The sequence below is a fragment of the Hydrococcus rivularis NIES-593 genome (genome assembly GCF_001904635.1).
Taxonomy (GTDB): domain Bacteria; phylum Cyanobacteriota; class Cyanobacteriia; order Cyanobacteriales; family Microcystaceae; genus Hydrococcus; species Hydrococcus rivularis.
Window position 1 is genome coordinate 444,109 of the sequence record NZ_MRCB01000001.1, and the last position, 18,670, is coordinate 462,778.

Sequence of the window (18,670 nt, forward strand, 5' to 3'; positions counted from 1 at the left end):
CAACCAACAACTAACTACTAATAACTAACTATTAATAGCGAATATGCAAAAACAAAGTTGGAAAATTGCCTTAATTTTGGCGCTAATCGTCGGCGCGATCGCGACTATAATATTGATTCCCCCTCAGCTTGGCTTGGATCTTAGAGGCGGCGCGCAACTAACGATTCAGGTACAAACCACCAAGGAAGCCAAAGAGATTAAACCAGAAGATTTGACAGCCGTTAAAACGGTCATTGAAAACCGTATTAATGCGCTAGGCGTTTCAGAACCTCTCATCCAAACTGTCGGCGCCAATAAGATTTTAGTACAGTTACCGGGCGTAACCGACTCTCAACAAGCCGAACGGATTTTAGGCGGTACGGCACAGCTAGAATTTCGAGCGCAGAAAAAGGGAACGGAAGCTCAGTTTAATGCCGAGTATGCTATTAAACGGCAGTTAGAAACAGAACTCACCCAGCTCAGAAAAAATCCTCAAGGAAATGCTCAAAGAATTGCTGAATTAAATGAATCTATCAAGAAATCTAACGCAGCGATCGCACCACTCTTTGAATCGGTCGGTTTAACCGGAAAAAATCTTAAAAACGCTTATCCGAGTTCTACTCAAGGCAGTGCCTGGGAAGTGGCTATTAGCTTTGATAGCGAAGGAGCCAACAAATTTGCCGAACTGACTAAGAACTTAGCAGGAACGCGGCGCAGTATTGGAATTTTCCTCGATAACGATCTTATCAGCGCTCCGATTGTTGACGTGAAATTTGCCACAACGGGGATTACTGGTGGCAATGCCGTGATTACGGGCAACTTTACCGTTGAAACGGCTAACGAACTAGCCGTCCAGCTTCGCGGCGGTTCGCTTCCTTTCCCAGTAGAAGTGGTAGAAAACCGCACTGTCGGTGCAACGCTAGGACAAGACAGCATCCGTCGCAGTATCTATGCCGGAATGGCTGGCTTGATCTTGGTGTTAATTTTTATGGGAGTTTACTATCGACTTCCCGGACTCATTGCCGATTTAGCCTTGCTTATCTATGCGTTGCTAACGCTAGCTTGTTTTGCTTTGGTGGGAGTAACCTTAACCTTACCTGGAATCGCGGGATTTATCCTCAGTATCGGTATGGCAGTGGATGCTAACGTACTCATTTTTGAGCGCACCAGAGAAGAACTCCGCGCTGGCAACACCCTCTATCGCGCCGTTGAAGCCGGTTTTTATCGAGCTTTTTCTAGTATTTTGGATAGTAACGTTACTACATTAATTGCTTGCGGGGCGCTAGCTTGGCTGGGTTCGGGTTTAGTCAGGGGTTTTGCCGTTACGCTGGGCATCGGCGTAGGGGTCAGTATGTTCACTGCGCTGACTTGCAGTCGGACTTTCATGTTGCTATTGGTGTTGGGATTTCCAGGGATTCGACAAAAACCAGAACTCTTTTGTCCCAACTTACCTGTCTCGTTGAAGGGATGAGATGAACTCAGAAGTCAGAAATCAGAAATAATCAATGACGAATGATAATGAAATTTAGCGCTATCAAACAGCAACGCATCTGGTGGACGATATCTTTACTGGTAATTTTGGCTGGTGTCGTTGCCATGGTCATTTCCTTTTCACAATTTCAAGCCCCGCTGCGTCCCGGCTTGGATTTTGTGGGCGGTACTCGGTTGCAACTCGAACTCGATTGCTCCGTAGCGGGAAACTGCGATCGCCTGATTGACAGTGCCAAAGTTCGAGCCATTCTCTCCGAGCAAGATTTGGGAGATAGCAGCATCCAAGTTATCGAAAACTATGGTTTGTCGATCCGCAGCAAAACCCTCAATGTAGACCAACGAACCCAGTTAGAAACCAGCCTTAACCAACAAATTGGCAAATTCGATCCCCAAAAGACTCAACTCGATACAGTTGGTCCAACCATCGGTCGGGAGTTGTTTGTGTCGGGGATGCTGGCGTTAATTGTTTCCTTCTTCGGCATTCTCGTCTATCTAAGCGTCCGTTTCCAATTTGACTACGCTTTTTTTGCGTTCATAGCCCTATTCCACGACGTCTTGGTTACGGCTGGTATTTTTTCTATTTTGGGTTTGGTCGCAGGCATAGAAGTCGATAGCTTGTTTTTGGTGTCGCTGTTGACTATCATCGGTTTCTCGGTTAACGATACGGTAGTCATCTACGATCGCATTCGGGACAATCTGGTTCAGTTCCCCGATCTCTCGATTAACGAAACGGTTGATAATGCCGTCAATCAAACGTTAGGGCGATCGATCAACACGACCCTGACGACGTTACTCCCCCTAGTCGCTATTTTTTTCCTGGGGGGAGAAACGCTCAAATATTTTGCCCTAGCGTTGATTGTAGGTTTTATCGCGGGCGCGTATTCGAGTATCTTTATCGCCAGTACTCTCTTGGCTTGGTGGCGCAACCGCCAGCCCAAATCGGCAGTTGCGAAGTCCAGCTCTTAGCTAGAAGATATAGATAGCGCCAGTTCGATGCACGTTAACCGTGCTGTCCCCCGCCCGCTCGCGCTCGCCCGGTAAAATCGTAACGGTTAGCAGATTGTTAGAAGCGGCTACATCAAACTTCAAGCTACTAGCGAACTCGCCATTGCTTGGCGATGCAATGGGATTAATCAAAAGGTTAGCATCGAGGGGAACGCGGGTTAAAGTAGCGCTTTCCCTGGATGCTAACTGTCTCGGCGAAAATTCATTGGTCGTCAAGGCGTATTCAATCTGCTCGCCTGTCTGGTTGATCAATTTAACTTGAAAAGGTCGTTGCGGGTCGATCCTAGCGGCAGGTTGCCAGTAACCGGGCTTAAAAGTTTCAGCCGGTGGGTTAGTTTTTTTCGGAGCGGGAGTTGGTTGTTCAGATGCCGCCGGGGGTTTTGTTTCTGGCAGAACAACCTCGTTTTTTTGGGCAGCGCTCAAATTAATTTGAGCTTGTGGTTTCGGTTCCGACTCGCTAGAGTTGGAGTTGGCAACAACATCCGCAGGGGATTGTTCTGGTGCCGGGGTTTCTCGAGCGGCGGGAGTTGGTTCGTCTTTTAAAGGAATCGAATCAGATCGTTCGAGAAGGGGGGTTTCGAGCGGTTCTGCTTGTCTGCTTTGAGAGGAAGCGGTCTCCTCAGACTGAGTTGCCTTTTTCTCGGAGTTTTCTTCGGGTGCTTTGGTTTGTCGCTCGACTTTTTGTTCTGTGTTCCCATTCACCGAGGATTCCGTTTGCTCCCCACCTCTTCGCGAAACTAGCTCGGAGATCTGGCTTTGGAGGCGTCGCACTTTTTCGGTCAGCTCTCTTTGATAATTAGCGAACTCTTGTTGGGATTGCGAGGTAGACTCTGGGGTGGCGCTAGGTACTTCAGGCGCTCCAAACGATGAGTCTCTAGTGCCGCCGAGGCGATCGCTAATCTCTTGCAATTCCTTCTTGCCCTCGAAGGAAGACGCTTCAGCTACTTTCTTCTGCGCTTGGGCATCTCCTTTGGCAGTTTTTGGCAACGGTCGATCGCTGGCACAGTTATTGAAAACTTCGCACACAAAGGCGATTTTAGGAGATCGCTCGCCAATCGCCCACCCTCCTATCAACGACCCCGCGACTAAAACGCCTGCGGTCAGCCAGCGCACGGAAGAGGCAACCGACTGTCTTCTCCCAATTGGCTGGGAAGTTCGTTTTCTGCGCCGATGTTGGCTGGGAAGCCTACTTTTCGCTTTGGCTTGAACGCTCGTATCCCGGTCGATTTGAAGGCTCGTCCCTGGCTCTTGAATGACCGTGCGCTGCTGAGAAGGAAAACTTCTTTTCGCTGCCGATGAAGGGGGTTTGAGATAGGAATGAGCGATTAAAGTATCGTCTTCGCTCCCAAACTCTGTCCGTTCTCCTTCGTTGCGATAGTAACTACGGGGTTGGGCTGGACGGGGAGGCATCGATGAGAGCGAGCTTCTGTGCGGCAAAATAGTTGACAGAGCCATTAGGACTTCGCTAGCAGATTGAAAGCGGTCTTTGGGAATTTCTGCCAGCATCTTATCTAGAATCAGACCGAGAGAAGGGTGAAGCTTGACAAATTTTCGCCACTGCCACTTGAGAGAGTATCCGTCGCATAGTTCGCTCGGATGTCTTCCTGTCAGAAGCACCAGAGCGGTTACCGCCAGAGAATAGAGATCGCTATTGGGATAGCATTGACCGAGACGCAGCTGTTCCGGCGGTGAATAGCCCGCCTTTCCTACCATCGTTCCCCGAACTGAAGCAGCCGTTTCTTCGCTCCCGATCTGACTTCCTATCTGAGTGATAACCTGCTTGACTACCCCAAAGTCGATCAATACAGGTTTGTTTCCCTGGTTTGGGAACATGATGTTATCTGGAGAAATGTCTCGATGAATGATGCGACGACTGTGGATGTTCTCTAGAACGGGCAGTAGGTCTTTAAGCCATTGCAGTACTTCGGCTTCCGAGAAAACTTTTCCCAGGGCAAGACGTTCTTGGAGTAGTTCGCAATAAGTCTTGCCATCGATATACTCTTGTACGAGGAACAACCGTCCTCGGTCTTCAAAAAAGCCAAAACATTGAGGGATTTGAGGATGCTTGAGCTTGCACAGAACTTGTGCTTCTTGCTCGAAGAGTGAGTAACACTTTTGTATGACCGATTCTCTGTTGTCTGCTGGGGCAAATTCCTTCAGGACGCGGAGCTGAGCCGAATTCTGGTTGTCGAAAACTAGATAGGTACAACCGCAACTTCCATATCCTAATGTTCGTTGCACCAGGTAGCGATCGCCCACTAGAGTCCCAGGAGAAAGTTCTGCTGTTGCCCTCATAGAAGAAGCTCTCAATTCAATAGAAACCGTGTTTTACGTTAAAAGTAAAAAGTAAAGAACTTGTTTAGGAAAATTTAATAATCTATTTTTTGGAATAGTCCTAATTGAAGGACTTTCCTTGCTAGAGATTATGTTCCCCCGAAATGCTAATTTTATTTTTGTTAACTTAAACTCTTGTTTTGCTAACAGTTTAGCAGATAAAAGATCGATGACCTACAAACGCCGCCAATTCTTAATATTTATCGCGGGAACCGTAGGCGGTTTGGGAGTTGCGACCTGCGCTCGCCAAGCACTCCCAAATTGGGAGACGACGGCAAAACCGACCGTCCCGAACCCGTCAGCCGCTCCCGTGCGGAGGGACGCGCGCATCGTTGTCATCAGCGATCTCAATAGTTCTTATGGCTCGACGAGTTACGAACCAGAAGTCGATCGCGCGATCGCGCTCATTCCCGATTGGCAACCCGATCTCGTTCTATGCGGCGGCGACATGGTAGCCGCTCAAAAACGCTCCCTCAGCGGATCTCAGCTCAAAGCTATGTGGGAAGCTTTCGACCGCCACGTGGCGGCTCCCCTGAGAAAAGCTAACATTCCCTTGGGTTTTACCATTGGCAATCACGACGGTTCGGGAGCCTTGGCGCAAGGAAAATTTATCTTCGCGCGCGATCGCCAGTTAGCCGCTGCCTATTGGAGAGATCCCAAGCATCATCCGGGCTTGCAATTCGTCGATCGCGCGGGCTATCCTTTCTACTACACCTTTGTGCAGAACGGCATTTTTTATCTCGTTTGGGACGCTTCGACTCATATCATCCCCCCAGAGCAAATCGCCTGGGCACAAAAAAGCCTCGCCAGTCCTGCGGCCAGGCAAGCTAGGATGCGAATCGCTCTCGGTCACCTGCCTCTCTATGCCGTAGCAGCGGGCAGAGATACAGCTGGGAATTATCTCGCCGATGCCGAGCGCTTGCGCTCTCTACTGGAGAGCTATCGAGTGCATACCTACATTAGCGGACACCATCACGCCTATTTTCCCGGAAAGCAGGGCAAATTAGAGTTGCTTCATGCAGGGGCAATCGGAAGCGGCCCTCGCAAGTTATTGAATAGCAATCTTCCGCCTCGCAAGACGCTAACAGTAGTCGATGTCAATCTCAAGTCCGAATCGACCGCCTACACTACCTACGACATGAAAACCCTCGCTATAGTTGACATCAAAACTTTACCGAGAATGATTGTCGGACCTAACGGAAAAGTGCTGCGTCGAGATCTGGGGTGAGAGGATTTAAGCAAACCCGATCTATTGAGAGTCTTCTGTCTCTTCTATATCGCCTTTCTACGATCCGAGAGGGGACGTTCCTATGCAACAATAATAAGGTTATTCAAAAATGAATGCTCGATTAGGCCATGAAGCCGATCTAGTAAGAGAGAGAGAACCAAAGATGAAAGTTGGCGATCGCGTTCGCGTTACTAAATCAGTTGTAGTTTATCATTACCCAAAAAGTAAAAACCAACCCTTGGATCTCAAAGGCATGGAGGGAGAAATCATCGATATCGTGACTAATTGGCAGGGAAGACCTGTCAGCGCTAACCTTCCGATTGTAGTTAAGTTTGAAAAAAACTTTAAAGCCCATTTTCGAGAAGACGAAGTAGAAGTTATTTAAATGTTGAAGTTTGAAAGTATAATTTTGTGTTGCGATCGAAATGACTATAGGCAAGCGAGTCAGCCAACGCACGAGGGGAGTGAAAGCCAAAACGACGATCCTGTATGGTTTTCTGTCGCTCGCGATCGTTTTAGTTGCGATCTTGGGTTGGATAATCCCTGCTTTCACTCAACAAGTCGTCACCGTCTCGGTTTTAATGCACGCTCCCGAAGCCGCCGAGTGGAAGCCTTCCGTTGAAGAATTTCATCAAACTCACCCCAACATTCGCATAGAAGTTATTGAAGGTCCCAACGATGCCGACCAGCGTGAGGATCTCTACACTTCCTCATTTCTGTTGGGAAATTCTCCCTACGATCTCGTTTTCATGGATGTTACCTGGGCATCGAAATTTGCGGCGGCGGGATGGCTGATGGATCTATCGGATAGACTTTCTCCCGAACAGTTATCTGCCTTTCTCGAAGGGGATGTCAATGGCGGTCGCTATCAAGGAAAACTCTATCGCATTCCCCTGCGTTCCGATGCAGGTATGCTTTACTATCGTAAAGATTTATTAGAACAAGCCGGGTACGAACCCCCCGAAACCTTTGCAGAACTGGTTGAAATCTCTCGATCGCTACAACAGCAAGGATTGGTCGATTGGGGCTACCTCTGGCAAGGCAAACAATATGAGGGTTTATCGGCAATGTTTGTCGAAATTCTCAAAGGGTATGGAGGATTTTGGGTCGATCCGCAAACTTTGGAAGTAGGACTCGATCGCCCGGAAGCCATACAAGCTGTTCAGTTTTTACGCAGTACTATTGAGAAAGGTATTTCTCCACCCGGCACAACCACCTATACCGAAGAAGAAACCCGCCTCTTATTCCAAAATGGCAAAGCGGCTTTTTTGCGCAATTGGCCCTATGTTTTTAGCCTAGCTGCCCAAGAAGGTTCGGCAATTATCGGCAAGTATGGCATCAAACCCATGGTGCATGCGCCAGGACGCGATAGCGGGGCATGTCAAGGGGGATGGGGACTCGGTATCGCCAAAACCAGCCAACACCCCGATGAAGCTTGGAAAGTTATCGAATTTCTAACGAGCGAGGAAATTCAGCGCAAATTTATTCTAGCAACGGGCAAAGTTCCCAGCCTCAAGTCTCTTTTTAACGATCCGACCGTTGTTGCTAAGTATCCCCACTATCCGCAACTGTTAGAAGTTATCGAAAACGCTGCCCTTCGCCCTCCTATCGCCCAGTATGCCCAAGCTTCCGACATTTTACAACGTTACCTCAGTGCGGCGATCGCTAACAGACTCAGTCCAGAAAAAGCGATGAAAGCCGCCGCCGACGAAACTCGCAGGTTATTAAATAGATAGAGAGATATACCTGGTTATTATAAAGATTCAAGAAATTCTGAGAATTTAGATGAATTTAACTTGCCAACAACTCCTACAAAACCATCCTCAAGTTTGGCAACAAGCGACAGTACATCCTTTTCTGGAACGGTGCTATTTAGGAACGATTCAACCGCAACAATTTAATACCTGGCTAGTTCAAGATTATCTGTTTGTAGTGGAATTTACTCGTTTTGTGGCTAGAGTTCTTGCCAATGCGCCCCAGGAACATTTTGATGTGATTTTAGGCGGTCTGAGCGCCCTGAAAGACGAATTGAATTGGTTTGAAGCAAAAGCCGCCGAAAGGAAGCTCAACCTAAAAACCCAGAAACAGGCAACTACTACCAAATACTCGCAGTATATGGCTCAGACGAATGAGATGCCTTATCCGGTTCAAGCGACTGCACTTTGGGCGATCGAACTCGCCTACAATCAAGCTTGGCAATTACCTGGAACGATGCCAGAACCTTACGCAGAATTTGCCAATCGTTGGGGAAACCGAGGATTTACCGAATATGTAAAGTTGCTAGAAAAACAAGCTGACGAAGCTTTGGCAACCGCTTGCGATCGCATTCAAAAACAAGCCGAATCGGCTTTTCTACAAATTGCTAGTCTAGAAAAGGATTTTTGGAACATGGCATTTTATCTGGCTTCGCAATCGTCGGCAGATAACCCCAAGAATTGAAATCATAAGGCGATCGTCCTGCGATTTATGCTTATTTTTGCTTTTGAGAAAGCCGTTTTTTGAAGAAGAAACCAAATCCCAGTGCCGTTGCTGCACCTAGAATAGTGAAAGGTTCGGGAGCGGCAGCAGTCAGAACGCGCAACTCATCATACCCCGTCCCCCGAATGTTAAAGCTCAAATCTAACGTATTTCCTCCACCGCTAATAAAGAAATCAGACAATCCCTGGCGATCTTCAGATTCCAGCCCTCGCCAATTTCCCCCATAGGAAACGCCCGCAGCGCCAAAAAGCGCGTCACTGGCTTCGAGATTGCGACGGCTCCAAATTAACCCCACAATAGGACTACTAAAGCTAATCGAACCGCTTGCAGTTTTCCAAGAATCAGAATTGCTCTCAGTATCAAAGTAAATGTTATAGCTATCTACTAATGTTCCAGGAGCGATTTTTCCGGCATTTAAAGCAATGCCGCCATCAGGGAAAGCAACATCGGTAGTTTCCTCAAATACTTGAATCGTATCGGCTGTTGGCAGATTCCCTTGAGTCGGTGTAGAGATTTGAGTAATTCCAATGGTACTGAGAATCCCTGCCAATGCTGGCGCAGGAATTAGGACGGATGTCAGTATGACAATAGAAAGCTTTAAGGCTTGCATAAAGGCTTTTAAGATTGATGAGTATTTAACAAGATAAGTAAATTTTATCTAGTAAAGATTAGAGGGCTAGCATACATTTTTACCGATTTCCAAAATTTTACGGAATCTTTAAAAAAGCAAGAAAATCTTCTTTTTATTGGTCAATACTTGTCAATAAAAAACTCCCACAGTTTGAATCTGCGGGAGTTACCAATCGAGATTGCTTGAAGCGATTAATTAACCATCTCTTTTAGAAAGTTGTGGCGCGATCGCAGCGGTTGAGGATAGGGCTTTTGACCAGTTAGTCTCAAAAAAGCTTTCTTGTTGTTGCACGATGACGGGGATGGCAGCGCGAACTTTCGTTGCGATTTCTACCGTCTTCACATCATAGGTATTCGTCGCCAACTTAGGATACAAACCGATACCGACAATCGGAATCAACAGACAGACAGTGATAAATATCTCGCGAGGCTTTGCGTCGGCTTGAAATTTTTCTAGCATCAATTCCGGATTGTTTTTTCCATAGAAGACAACTCGTAGCATTGACAGCAGATAAATAGGGGTCAGAATCAACCCTACAGCCGTCAGGAAGATCGTCACGACTTTAAAGGGAGAAGTGTAAACATCGCTGGTGGCGACTCCGAGGAACACCGTCAACTCGCCTACAAAACCACTCATGCCTGGCAACGCCAAAGAGGCCATTGAAGCTGCGGTGAAGAGGGCAAAAATCTTGGGCATAGACTTGGCCAACCCCCCCATTTCATCCATCATCAGCGTATGAGTGCGATCGTAGGTACTACCGCACAGGAAGAAGAGGGCAGCAGCAATCAAGCCGTGAGAAACCATTTGCAGTACTGCGCCATTGATTCCCAAGTCGGTAAAGGCAGCGATACCGATGAGGATGAATCCCATGTGAGAAATGGAGGAGGAAGCGAGACGGCGCTTGAGGTTGGTTTGTCCGAAGGCAGCCAATGCACCGTAGACGACGTTGATTACGCCGAGAATAGCTAGCACAGGAGCAAATTTAACGTGAGCGTGAGGCAGCATTTCCATATTCATGCGGATCAGCCCATAGCCGCCCATTTTCAGCAACACTCCGGCTAGAATCATGGAAACTGGCGCAGATGCCTCGCTATGTGCGTCGGGAAGCCAAGTATGTAAGGGAAAGATCGGTAATTTGACTCCAAAGGCAATCAGAAAACCTGCATAGGCGAGTACTTCTAGTGCAAGGGGGAATTGCTTCATTCCCAACTGAGTCATATTAAAGGTAACGTTTCCGCCATAGAATGCCATGCCTAAAGCGGCAACCAGGATAAAAATAGAAGCTAGCGCGGTATAGAGAATAAACTTAGTAGCGGCGTAGAGGCGCTTGTTGCCTCCCCAAATAGAGATCAGTATATAGACGGGTACTAATTCTAACTCCCACATGAGGAAGAATAGCAATAAATCTTGAGCGGCAAACACCCCGATTTGGGCGCTATATAATACCAGCATCAAGAAATAGAATAGTTTTGGCTTGCGCTCGATCTTCCAAGAGGCGAGAAGTGCCAGGGTACTAATTAATCCCGATAAAACAATTAATGGCATTGATATGCCATCAATGCCAACCGTCCAATTTAATCCGATTTGGGGAAGCCAAGAATAGGTTTCAACAAGTTGAAAGTTAGTATCGCGAAAGTCGTAGTTGCTCCAAAAAGCGTAGATTATTAGGGCGAAATTTGCTAAACCTACTCCTAGTGCATACCAGCGAACGGTTTTGCCATCTTTGTCGGGAATGAAGGGAATTGCCAAAGAGGCTAGTAGGGGAAAAAGAATGGTGGCAGTTAGCCACGGCAGTTGAAAGTTGTCCATCATAACATAAGGAAAAATACTTATTTATTCCTCTTGTCATTATATTAAGTTTTGTAAAAATTAGAGAAGAGGGAGAATACCCAATCTTTGCGATCGCTTGGCTCGGAAATAAGTAATTACACGCATAGGACGATGAGGAGACGGGGAGACTGGGGAGAGGGGGAAACTCCGAGACAATTAACTACTGACTACTAACTACTAACCACTAACAAATGACAAATGACAAATGACCAAAATCTAGTTAAGAATAATGAAGTGACCTTTGCAATTAACCTCATGTCTAGCTCTCAAGAAACGACGAACCAGACTTACCAAGCGATATTAGAAGCGCTAGAACAGTTAATTAAAGTCGTTGCTCGATTGCGATCGCCCGATGGAGGATGTCCCTGGGATTTGGCACAAACCTCACAAACGCTAATTCCCTACGTTATAGAAGAAGCTTATGAAGTCGTCGATGCGATCGCCACTGAAGATCCCGACGCGATCGCAGAAGAATTAGGAGATTTACTCTTACAAGTCATTCTACAAGCACAAATCGCCAGCGAATCCGGTCAGTTTACTCTCAAAGAAGTCGCCCAGGGCATTACCCAGAAACTCATCCGCCGCCATCCTCACGTTTTCGGCGACGTAACTGTAGAAGATGCGGAACAAGTGCATCACAATTGGGAAAAAATCAAAGCCGCAGAAAAGGGAGAAACGCCAAAAGAATTCCGATCGCTCAGTCGTAAAATCAGTCGCTATGCGCGTACTTTGCCACCGCTGATGGCAGGAATGAAAATTTCTCAGAAAGCTGCCGCAGCTGGATTTGAATGGGATAATGTAGAAGGAGTTTGGGAAAAGTTTGAGGAAGAATTAGCAGAATTGAAAGAAGCTCTGCAAACCGAAGATAAGACCCACCAGGAAGCAGAATTAGGCGACGTTCTTTTTACTTTAATCAATATAGCTCGCTGGTATGGGTTAGATCCCTCTGAAGCTTTACGAGAGACGAATCGACGGTTTATTCAACGCCTCTCTAAAATGGAAACGTTTGCCGAACGCCCTTTGACGGACTATACGCTAGATGAGTTAGAGCGTCTTTGGCAAAAAGCAAAAGCCCACTTAAACGGTGAGTGGCGATCGAACGATTGATGATTCACAATTGTTAATTTTGGTTTCGAGCAACTAACTTCAGTTACTGTTATGACAATTGACAAAAAAGATTTAACGACAACCGATCGCTCTCAATCCGAACCAACCAACTCTCAAAAAGCTCGAACTACTGCAAGGTCTAAATTTTGGCAATCTGTTTGGGAAAATCTGCAAATTGTCATTATTGCCCTAGTTATTGCCTTCTTAATTCGGACTTTTATTGCGGAACCTCGCTATATTCCCTCTGATTCTATGTTGCCGACGCTACAGGAGGGCGATCGCCTGGTGGTAGAAAAAGTTTCTTATTATTTTCATCCGCCGCGACGAGGCGATATTATCGTGTTTGAACCGCCTTCGCAATTACAAATGCAAGGCTATGAAAAAGACCAAGCGTTTATCAAACGAGTTATCGCTCAAGCGGGTGAAATTGTTTCCGTTGATAATGGCACTGTATACATTAATGATAAGCCTTTGCAAGAGAACTATATCCTCGACCCTCCCAACTATAATTTACCACCTCTAAAAGTCCCTGAAGGTCATTTATTCGTTATGGGAGATAATCGCAACAATAGCAATGATTCCCATATTTGGGGATTTTTGCCCCAGCAAAATGCGATCGGTCGTGCTATTTTTCGTTTTTATCCTTTCAATAAAATTGGTGGGGTAGCTTCGATCGCGCCCCGGCGCTAGAAGCAGGAAGTTGTGGATTTGGCGCGATCGCGAGAATAATTGACATCATCACTTGTTGCAAATTATTTGCAACAAGTTTAAAATTTAAAAGCGATAAATTTATCTGTTCTCGTGCCAGTCGCGTTGTCACTTATGCAAACTACTCTAGCCAACGGCAAAAGGCTACATACATTTAAACCGCGCGATCTCATTCCGCTAATGAGAGATGTTATCTGGTTCTTGCAACAAGGAGCAGTAAAAACCCTGACTTGGAACGAAGAAGGCACATTAATAACGCTAGGATACTGGGGAACTGGGGACGTAGTAGGTCAGCCATTCTCTCAAATAGTTCCTTATCAAATTCAATGTTTGACTCGCGTCAAAGCGGCTTGTATTTCTTTGCATCAGTGGAATTGGTCGTCGGATGCCGTTCGTCGCCACATCCAGCAAACAGAGGAACTCTTGTATATTCTCCGCTCGGATCGAATTCCTCAACGCTTATTCAAAATCCTAATTTGGTTGGCACAAAAATTCGGTCGGAAGGTTCAACAAGGCCAGTTAATTGAGTTACCGCTGACTCATCAAGAATTGGCGGAAGTGGCTGGTACGACGAGGGTAACCGTAACCAAGCTACTCAATCAATTTGAACGCAAAGGAACGATTTATCGTCCTTACCGCCATGCAATTGTGGTGCGATCTTCTAACCCTTATTACCAAGCTGAGTTCGATCGCAACAAGATCGAGACTATGCCTTGACAGAATCATTATTTCGTGATATGTGATGGCTTGATGCTTCTGCCAATCTTTGCAGAAGTTTCAATCGCTCTAGACGATTGATAATACGAGCGATCAATTCGGGACCAACCACGGGTTTGCTAACAAAATCATCGGCACCAGCAGCAAATACCCGATCGACCAACTTAGGGTTAATATTTGCCGTCAGAACGATAATGGGCAATCCTCCCCAATGACTATCGTTGCGAATCACTTGACACAGTTCGATGCCATTAACGTGAGGCATTTTAAGATCCAAAATCAGCAAATCGGGAGCAACGGCTTCGAGGGTTTCCCAAAATCGACGAGGATCGTCGAGGGTCGTAACTTTGAGTCCCCAAGGTTCGAGCAAGGTTCGCAAAATCGCCAAAATTTTGGGATCGTCGTCTACAACCATCACGTGAGCATCGGGCGGTTTTCCCCGGTGCAGCACCCGATCGATCGCGTTGAGGACTTGAGCGGGAGACATTGGCTTTTGCAGGAAGGCACACCCTCCCGAACGAACGAATTCGAGCCGTTCTTCCAAACCATCTCGATCTGTAAAGATTAAAACGGGGACGGGAGGTCTTTGATGCGCTAGTTGTGCGACAAACTCGAAACTTTCTTCAGGGGACTCGGATAGAAAAGGTTCGAGCAGCACGACATTAGGGCTTCGATCTTCGAGAATTTCTCTGGCGAGCAAGAGGCTGGTAGCATTTTCTGCCTCCATTCCCCAGCTTTCGGCTTCTTTAGCCAACTGTTGTGCGAGTTGACGATCGCTCTCCACCACCAATAGAAAGGGGCGCTCCTCTGGCTGAATTGTTCCTTCGGACAAAGAACTTTCCGAGGCGCGATCGATTTCGCGGCGCAAGGCTTTCACAAGCCGATGCAGCCGCAGGGTTTCTTTTTCTTCCCACAAGCGATCGACTTGCAGCAATTGTTCGATTTTTCGCGCCAATTGAGACCCTTTAGATAACCCAAACGTGCCCAAGGCACCTGCTAAGGTATGAGCTTCTTGTTCGGCTTGCTCTTGCAGTTGTCGATCGTGCGATCGCGCCAAGAGAACTGTAGCTACTTGCTCTATGACTTCCAACTGCTCGTAAATCCTAGATTGAAACCGCTTCCAAACCTCGGCTACGCCTGTTAGCGTCTGCTGTCGAGGATCGTCGTCGCCAATGTTTTCTGCCGATTCGGGCAAACACGTCCGATCTTGTTCTTTGAGGCGGTAACCGATGCCATAAACGGTTTCGATGATATCCGCCGGAGCGCCGATGGCTTTAAGTTTGTGGCGGAGTTCTTTAATGTGGGTTCTGACGGCGTTTTCTCCGGGCAACTTCTCGAATTCCCAGAGATGGTCGAGAATGGCACCGCAGCTAAACACGCGGCGGGGATTGCGTAAAAAAAGCTCCAGGATAGCGTATTCTTTTGGCGTCAGGGATAGAGGGTGTTCTTCGTAGGTGACTTCATAGGTACTCGGTTCGAGTTGTAAGTCGCCCCACTTGAGCACGGGGAGCGAGGCAGAACTTCCCCGACGTAAGAGCGCCCGAACGCGAGCTAACAACTCCTGCGAATCGATGGGTTTGAGAAGATAATCGTCAGCTCCTGCGTCTAATCCGGCGACCCCACTTTGGCTGCTGTCCGCTCTGGTTAACAGAAGAATCGGTAACGTTTGACCGCTAGAGCGGATTTGCTTGCACAGACTAATCCCATCGAGTTTTGGTAAGGTAGCGTCTACGATAATTAGATCGTAGGGAAAGACATCGATTAACTCCCATGCCGTTTCTCCATCGCTGACGGTTTCAACGATATAGTTTTGGCTCGAGAGAATTCTGTCAAGCGATTTGGCAGTTAGCTCGTCATTTTCTACCACAAGAATTTTCATCGCCGATGTTTCTGATTTGCGCCCCCTTTTTAGAACCTAGCAGATCTGCACTCAACTATGCCCAACTCAATTATCAAGCTTTATCTTTTGCCAAAAATCTTTAAACTGCGATCGCGCCCGCTACCAATTTGATGAGTCGAGAGAGGCATCTGGCGATCGCAAACTGTAAGGCGGGCACTTGAAATAAGATTGAATGGGAAATTTTACTTTTGCCTTTTTCCTTTCTCCTTATCAAACCCTTTCGTCAAATTTTGTATAAAAACCGCCGTATTTTATCCAATATTGCTTGAGATCGCTATGAGGAGGAGTATGCAAGCTCGCTTTAGCTTGATAGAGAAGAACTTGCCGATGATTTCCAATCCAAACTTTTTTGATAGGCTCGACAGAAATTAAAGTGCCTCCCAAACTGGCAACGCACTCCTCGAAGCGCTCTACTGCCGAGTATTCTAAGGTTTCAAAAATGAAAAAATTTCCCGAACAAATCAGGTGGCGACTTCGGATCCAAGCCTGCATTTTTTTGCGAGCTACTGGAGGTAGCATAATGTTTTCAAGTTCCGATACACTCATCGATTAACCCGATCGTTAGACTGTTATACGGACGCGATCGCTCGCATCTCTACTTATGAATCTGATGAAATTACAACGGGAACTTCATCGGCAAAACTCTCTCGCTTCTCAAATCTCAAAGCTCCCGCAGCCGATCCCCACACCTGCTCGTGGGTATTGACATCCATGCCTCGATCCCAACTGACAAAGGTATTTTCTGTCAGTTCTACTTCGCTAACTAAGTAGGTTTGGCGACCATTGCGTTCGATCAAACAGCAATTTCCTTCAACATTTCCCCGAAAAATCTCGTTTTCTTTTCTAAAAATCATCGAACAGTTATATCGTCTTTGAAGGCAATCGGGAGTAATGGTTTTCAAAATCGCTAAATCTCGTCCCGCACCTGCATAGCACAAGGGATCTTCAAGGCTGTAATTTTCTACATAGATAGAATCTCCGCGATCGACCAAACGATGAACGCCCTGACGATAGGGACTCCAGAGATCGTAATCATAGGTTTGCTCGGAATAAAACCCTATCCCACCAAAAAATTCCCAGGGTAAAGGACGAAAAAACACGCGAATGTGAGCGTAGGTTTTAGGGTCTTCATAGGACTGTTTTTGATTGCTAAAATCCCCAGCCAGATAACGAGCTAGAGTCAGCATTAAATCGTTTTTCATCCTTTATCCCTCATTCTTTTAAAGAACGAATTTCTGAAGAAAAAGAAGCGGTGACAACTCCCGAACCAGCACTGGTTTTAATCAGCGATACTCGCAAGCGCAAGTTAGGAGTAGCAAACCAAATTCTTTCTTCTGCTGCCGCGCGATCGTACTCGGTTTCTAGGACGAATACGCTATCTTCGGTAATGTGATATTTTCCCACCGAAGGAATGGTTTCTGCATACCCTTGGTCTCGGAGTAACCGTCCTTTGGTCGGGTTATCGGCATCGGGAATGGGAACGAGAACTGTCGTTCCTTTGATTAGCTCTTCCTCATTCCAATCCGACTCTCCTTCCCAACTCATGCGAAAGGGAGAAGTCGCAAGTTGAGGATCGATCTGGTAGGACTTACAGAGGTTAACGACCTCTGGATTATCTTTAGCCAAAGAAACGATATCGATGGTCGAAGTAACTGCTTCAAAGTGAGCAAAGGCTAGATGATGAGCGCTGCGTTGCGATCGCCAACGTCCTAGAGAAAGTTTTACGAATTCGGTAAGATCCATTACAAAATTGTTGAATTTAGCTAGATAAATTAAAGCAAGAACTCAGTAAAGCAAGATAAAAAGGCTGGCGATCGCTCGGTTCATTTTTTTCCCATTAAAGGCGAAGAACTCATTTTAATGCCTGCAATCCGACCGCCAAGGCGATCGATCCACTTCATGGTTTGATTGAGTCGAGAGTAGGGAATCATTAGGGTAAAAGTCCCTCGCCGCTTGAGTTCTTGATGACAGAAACCCGTCACCTCGATCGCGACTTTGCGCTCGTCGAATCTGCCTTGACTAGAAAAACCAATCATGTTAACTAATCTCCATAAACCACTGGATTTTAGGAAACTCAGAAGTCAGCTATCGGCTCGATCGCTAAAAACTGTGATAATTGAATTAGCTAATTTCGCTAATCCTGAGAATTTTTGCGCCCATTCTATGGATGTTTTGAATTTTCTGAGATAGTTGGTCGTAACTCACTTCGTATATGACAGAACTCGTTCTAAAGTTGGGGGCACCAACGGTACTTACAGTAATGCGAAAACGTTTGCTTGTATTGCTGTAGGCACTCGTAGACCTGCCTAAAGGAGTCACTCCTTCTGAAGCAGCCATACAATTGCTCCTATGTTTAAAAAACGAATTAAAAATGCAAAAGCGCTCTCAAAAACCAGACAGAATAGAGATGCAAAACCTGCATCTCTATCCAGACAAAATGCCAGAATTTATTGGATCTCTGTAATGCTGACAATCGTTCCGCCAGCTCGATGAATTCGCTGAATTTGCGGGGTCATCTTAGCGCCTGAAACAACATACTCAGTATTGCTGCTGCGACGAGGACTATCAAATTTAGACCCCTTCACCACGATCTTAAACATCTTTTCAGTTGCATCCTTATAGGCACCGCGACGGCCGCCAGTACTCGGTAAAGTAATCTTATTGCCGCTATTGGTAGCGATAGCTTCGACCAAGCGAGAATCTTTAAAAGCGCTATCCACGCCTGCATAACCCTGATATAGAGAAAGCGTGCGGTTATAGCCGACTTGCTTTTGTCCTACTTGACTTTTTGCGCCTTGATAGTAAGGAACGGTATTATCGCCGAATTTCTCCTGATACTCTTGGCTGTCGATATAGGAGTCGATTTCTGCATCATAGCCTGCTTCGATACAGATGCGAATATGCTCCGAAATCTCGCTGCGATCTAAGGGAGCGCGACCGAGTAAATGTTTGAAATTTAGCTCTACAAAGCGATAGGGGGAGCAGGATTCAAAATAGCGATCGCGATATAAGTCGGATTTGGCAACGGCGCGGACAAAATCGCGCACCGTTATACTACCATTTTTCAACTGCGATTCTGCCGTTACTAGGCGCTCGTTTTCCATAATGTGGGGATTGCCTAGCACTTGCTTGTACACTGCCCGAATCGCAATGTCTATATCGTCAAGGCTGCTATTGGGACGCAGTTCTATTGGAGTATCTAAAACTACAGACATTACAGTTCTCCTATTTTCAAATTTTCAATGCTTTTTGAATCAGTTAT

General features: G+C 46.5%; 19 protein-coding genes. 9 read left to right on the plus strand and 10 right to left on the minus strand.

The window, feature by feature from the left end; genetic code table 11:
- The first annotated feature begins 43 nt into the window (after positions 1-43).
- The gene (gene secD / locus NIES593_RS02010; RefSeq protein ID WP_073597968.1) at positions 44-1,450 is read left to right on the plus strand and encodes a protein translocase subunit SecD; all 1,407 of its coding nucleotides are present in this window, start codon (positions 44-46) and stop codon (positions 1,448-1,450) included.
- A 47-nt stretch (positions 1,451-1,497) separates the two neighbouring features.
- Complete coding sequence (gene secF / locus NIES593_RS02015) at positions 1,498-2,436, plus strand: protein translocase subunit SecF (protein ID WP_073597969.1); 939 nt, start codon at positions 1,498-1,500, stop codon at positions 2,434-2,436.
- Here secF and NIES593_RS02020 read toward each other — a convergent pair whose 3' ends face one another.
- The gene (locus NIES593_RS02020; protein ID WP_073597970.1) at positions 2,437-4,770 is read right to left on the minus strand and encodes a serine/threonine-protein kinase; all 2,334 of its coding nucleotides are present in this window, start codon (positions 4,768-4,770) and stop codon (positions 2,437-2,439) included.
- 208 nt (positions 4,771-4,978) lie between these two features.
- On the opposite strand from NIES593_RS02020, the gene NIES593_RS02025 reads away from it, so the two are divergent.
- The 4 genes from NIES593_RS02025 to NIES593_RS02040 all read left to right on the plus strand — a co-directional run bounded on the left by NIES593_RS02025 (position 4,979) and on the right by NIES593_RS02040 (position 8,476).
- Positions 4,979-6,037 (plus strand): metallophosphoesterase family protein, encoded by a 1,059-nt coding sequence (locus NIES593_RS02025; protein WP_073598056.1) that lies wholly within the window; start codon positions 4,979-4,981, stop codon positions 6,035-6,037.
- 163 nt (positions 6,038-6,200) lie between these two features.
- Complete coding sequence (locus NIES593_RS02030) at positions 6,201-6,422, plus strand: ferredoxin-thioredoxin reductase variable chain (RefSeq protein ID WP_041392539.1); 222 nt, start codon at positions 6,201-6,203, stop codon at positions 6,420-6,422.
- A gap of 40 nt (positions 6,423-6,462) precedes the next feature.
- Positions 6,463-7,773 (plus strand): ABC transporter substrate-binding protein, encoded by a 1,311-nt coding sequence (locus NIES593_RS02035; protein ID WP_073597971.1) that lies wholly within the window; start codon positions 6,463-6,465, stop codon positions 7,771-7,773.
- 49 nt (positions 7,774-7,822) lie between these two features.
- On the plus strand, positions 7,823-8,476 hold the full coding sequence (locus NIES593_RS02040; protein WP_073597972.1) for a TenA family protein: 654 nt from the start codon (positions 7,823-7,825) through the stop codon (positions 8,474-8,476).
- 31 nt (positions 8,477-8,507) lie between these two features.
- Here the strand turns inward: NIES593_RS02040 and NIES593_RS02045 are convergent, their stop codons facing one another.
- Both NIES593_RS02045 and NIES593_RS02050 read right to left on the minus strand, forming a co-directional pair.
- Complete coding sequence (locus tag NIES593_RS02045) at positions 8,508-9,125, minus strand: PEP-CTERM sorting domain-containing protein (RefSeq protein WP_073597973.1); 618 nt, start codon at positions 9,123-9,125, stop codon at positions 8,508-8,510.
- A gap of 216 nt (positions 9,126-9,341) precedes the next feature.
- Positions 9,342-10,955 (minus strand): NAD(P)H-quinone oxidoreductase subunit 4, encoded by a 1,614-nt coding sequence (locus NIES593_RS02050; RefSeq protein ID WP_073597974.1) that lies wholly within the window; start codon positions 10,953-10,955, stop codon positions 9,342-9,344.
- Positions 10,956-11,231: 276 nt separating this feature from the next.
- Between NIES593_RS02050 and mazG the strand changes: the two genes are divergently transcribed.
- From mazG to NIES593_RS02065, 3 genes are all read left to right on the plus strand, one after another.
- Positions 11,232-12,083 carry a nucleoside triphosphate pyrophosphohydrolase gene (gene mazG / locus NIES593_RS02055; protein ID WP_073598057.1) on the plus strand — a complete coding sequence of 284 codons (852 nt, stop codon included), beginning with the start codon at positions 11,232-11,234 and terminating at the stop codon, positions 12,081-12,083.
- A 51-nt stretch (positions 12,084-12,134) separates the two neighbouring features.
- Positions 12,135-12,773, plus strand: a complete 639-nt coding sequence (gene lepB / locus NIES593_RS02060; RefSeq protein ID WP_139253604.1) for a signal peptidase I — start codon at positions 12,135-12,137, stop codon at positions 12,771-12,773.
- 132 nt (positions 12,774-12,905) lie between these two features.
- Positions 12,906-13,508 (plus strand): Crp/Fnr family transcriptional regulator, encoded by a 603-nt coding sequence (locus tag NIES593_RS02065; RefSeq protein ID WP_073597975.1) that lies wholly within the window; start codon positions 12,906-12,908, stop codon positions 13,506-13,508.
- Here the strand turns inward: NIES593_RS02065 and NIES593_RS02070 are convergent.
- From NIES593_RS02070 to NIES593_RS02100, 7 genes are all read right to left on the minus strand, one after another.
- On the minus strand, positions 13,498-15,387 hold the full coding sequence (locus NIES593_RS02070; protein WP_073597976.1) for a response regulator: 1,890 nt from the start codon (positions 15,385-15,387) through the stop codon (positions 13,498-13,500). The genes NIES593_RS02065 and NIES593_RS02070 overlap by 11 nt on opposite strands.
- 231 nt (positions 15,388-15,618) lie before the next feature.
- Entirely contained in the window at positions 15,619-15,927 is a 309-nt protein-coding gene (locus NIES593_RS02075) for a CpeR family transcriptional regulator (RefSeq protein ID WP_175561012.1), read from the minus strand.
- A gap of 80 nt (positions 15,928-16,007) precedes the next feature.
- Positions 16,008-16,610, minus strand: coding sequence for a chromophore lyase CpcT/CpeT (locus tag NIES593_RS02080; RefSeq protein ID WP_073597978.1), 603 nt, complete (start codon positions 16,608-16,610; stop codon positions 16,008-16,010).
- A gap of 10 nt (positions 16,611-16,620) precedes the next feature.
- Positions 16,621-17,151 carry a phycobiliprotein lyase gene (locus NIES593_RS02085; protein WP_073597979.1) on the minus strand — a complete coding sequence of 177 codons (531 nt, stop codon included), beginning with the start codon at positions 17,149-17,151 and terminating at the stop codon, positions 16,621-16,623.
- Between the two features lie 80 nt (positions 17,152-17,231).
- A complete protein-coding gene (locus NIES593_RS02090) occupies positions 17,232-17,444 on the minus strand; it encodes a rod-capping linker protein CpcD domain-containing protein (protein ID WP_073597980.1) in 213 nt (70 codons plus the stop codon).
- 85 nt (positions 17,445-17,529) lie between these two features.
- The gene (locus NIES593_RS02095) at positions 17,530-17,745 is read right to left on the minus strand and encodes a rod-capping linker protein CpcD domain-containing protein (protein WP_073597981.1); all 216 of its coding nucleotides are present in this window, start codon (positions 17,743-17,745) and stop codon (positions 17,530-17,532) included.
- Between the two features lie 110 nt (positions 17,746-17,855).
- A complete protein-coding gene (locus tag NIES593_RS02100) occupies positions 17,856-18,623 on the minus strand; it encodes a phycobilisome rod-core linker polypeptide (RefSeq protein WP_073597982.1) in 768 nt (255 codons plus the stop codon).
- Between the last annotated feature and the right edge of the window lie 47 nt (positions 18,624-18,670).

Excerpts from the sequence above, each read along its gene's own strand:
- secD (WP_073597968.1), top strand. The coding sequence starts at position 44 with ATGCAAAAACAAAGTTGGAAAATTGCCTTAATTTTGGCGCTAATCGTC.
- secF (WP_073597969.1), top strand. The coding sequence starts at position 1,498 with ATGAAATTTAGCGCTATCAAACAGCAACGCATCTGGTGGACGATATCT.
- NIES593_RS02020 (WP_073597970.1), bottom strand. The coding sequence starts at position 4,770 with ATGAGGGCAACAGCAGAACTTTCTCCTGGGACTCTAGTGGGCGATCGC.
- NIES593_RS02025 (WP_073598056.1), top strand. The coding sequence starts at position 4,979 with ATGACCTACAAACGCCGCCAATTCTTAATATTTATCGCGGGAACCGTA.
- NIES593_RS02030 (WP_041392539.1), top strand. The coding sequence starts at position 6,201 with ATGAAAGTTGGCGATCGCGTTCGCGTTACTAAATCAGTTGTAGTTTAT.
- NIES593_RS02035 (WP_073597971.1), top strand. The coding sequence starts at position 6,463 with ATGACTATAGGCAAGCGAGTCAGCCAACGCACGAGGGGAGTGAAAGCC.
- NIES593_RS02040 (WP_073597972.1), top strand. The coding sequence starts at position 7,823 with ATGAATTTAACTTGCCAACAACTCCTACAAAACCATCCTCAAGTTTGG.
- NIES593_RS02045 (WP_073597973.1), bottom strand. The coding sequence starts at position 9,125 with ATGCAAGCCTTAAAGCTTTCTATTGTCATACTGACATCCGTCCTAATT.
- NIES593_RS02050 (WP_073597974.1), bottom strand. The coding sequence starts at position 10,955 with ATGGACAACTTTCAACTGCCGTGGCTAACTGCCACCATTCTTTTTCCC.
- mazG (WP_073598057.1), top strand. The coding sequence starts at position 11,232 with ATGTCTAGCTCTCAAGAAACGACGAACCAGACTTACCAAGCGATATTA.
- lepB (WP_139253604.1), top strand. The coding sequence starts at position 12,135 with ATGACAATTGACAAAAAAGATTTAACGACAACCGATCGCTCTCAATCC.
- NIES593_RS02065 (WP_073597975.1), top strand. The coding sequence starts at position 12,906 with ATGCAAACTACTCTAGCCAACGGCAAAAGGCTACATACATTTAAACCG.
- NIES593_RS02070 (WP_073597976.1), bottom strand. The coding sequence starts at position 15,387 with ATGAAAATTCTTGTGGTAGAAAATGACGAGCTAACTGCCAAATCGCTT.
- NIES593_RS02075 (WP_175561012.1), bottom strand. The coding sequence starts at position 15,927 with ATGCTACCTCCAGTAGCTCGCAAAAAAATGCAGGCTTGGATCCGAAGT.
- NIES593_RS02080 (WP_073597978.1), bottom strand. The coding sequence starts at position 16,610 with ATGAAAAACGATTTAATGCTGACTCTAGCTCGTTATCTGGCTGGGGAT.
- NIES593_RS02085 (WP_073597979.1), bottom strand. The coding sequence starts at position 17,151 with ATGGATCTTACCGAATTCGTAAAACTTTCTCTAGGACGTTGGCGATCG.
- NIES593_RS02090 (WP_073597980.1), bottom strand. The coding sequence starts at position 17,444 with ATGATTGGTTTTTCTAGTCAAGGCAGATTCGACGAGCGCAAAGTCGCG.
- NIES593_RS02095 (WP_073597981.1), bottom strand. The coding sequence starts at position 17,745 with ATGGCTGCTTCAGAAGGAGTGACTCCTTTAGGCAGGTCTACGAGTGCC.
- NIES593_RS02100 (WP_073597982.1), bottom strand. The coding sequence starts at position 18,623 with ATGTCTGTAGTTTTAGATACTCCAATAGAACTGCGTCCCAATAGCAGC.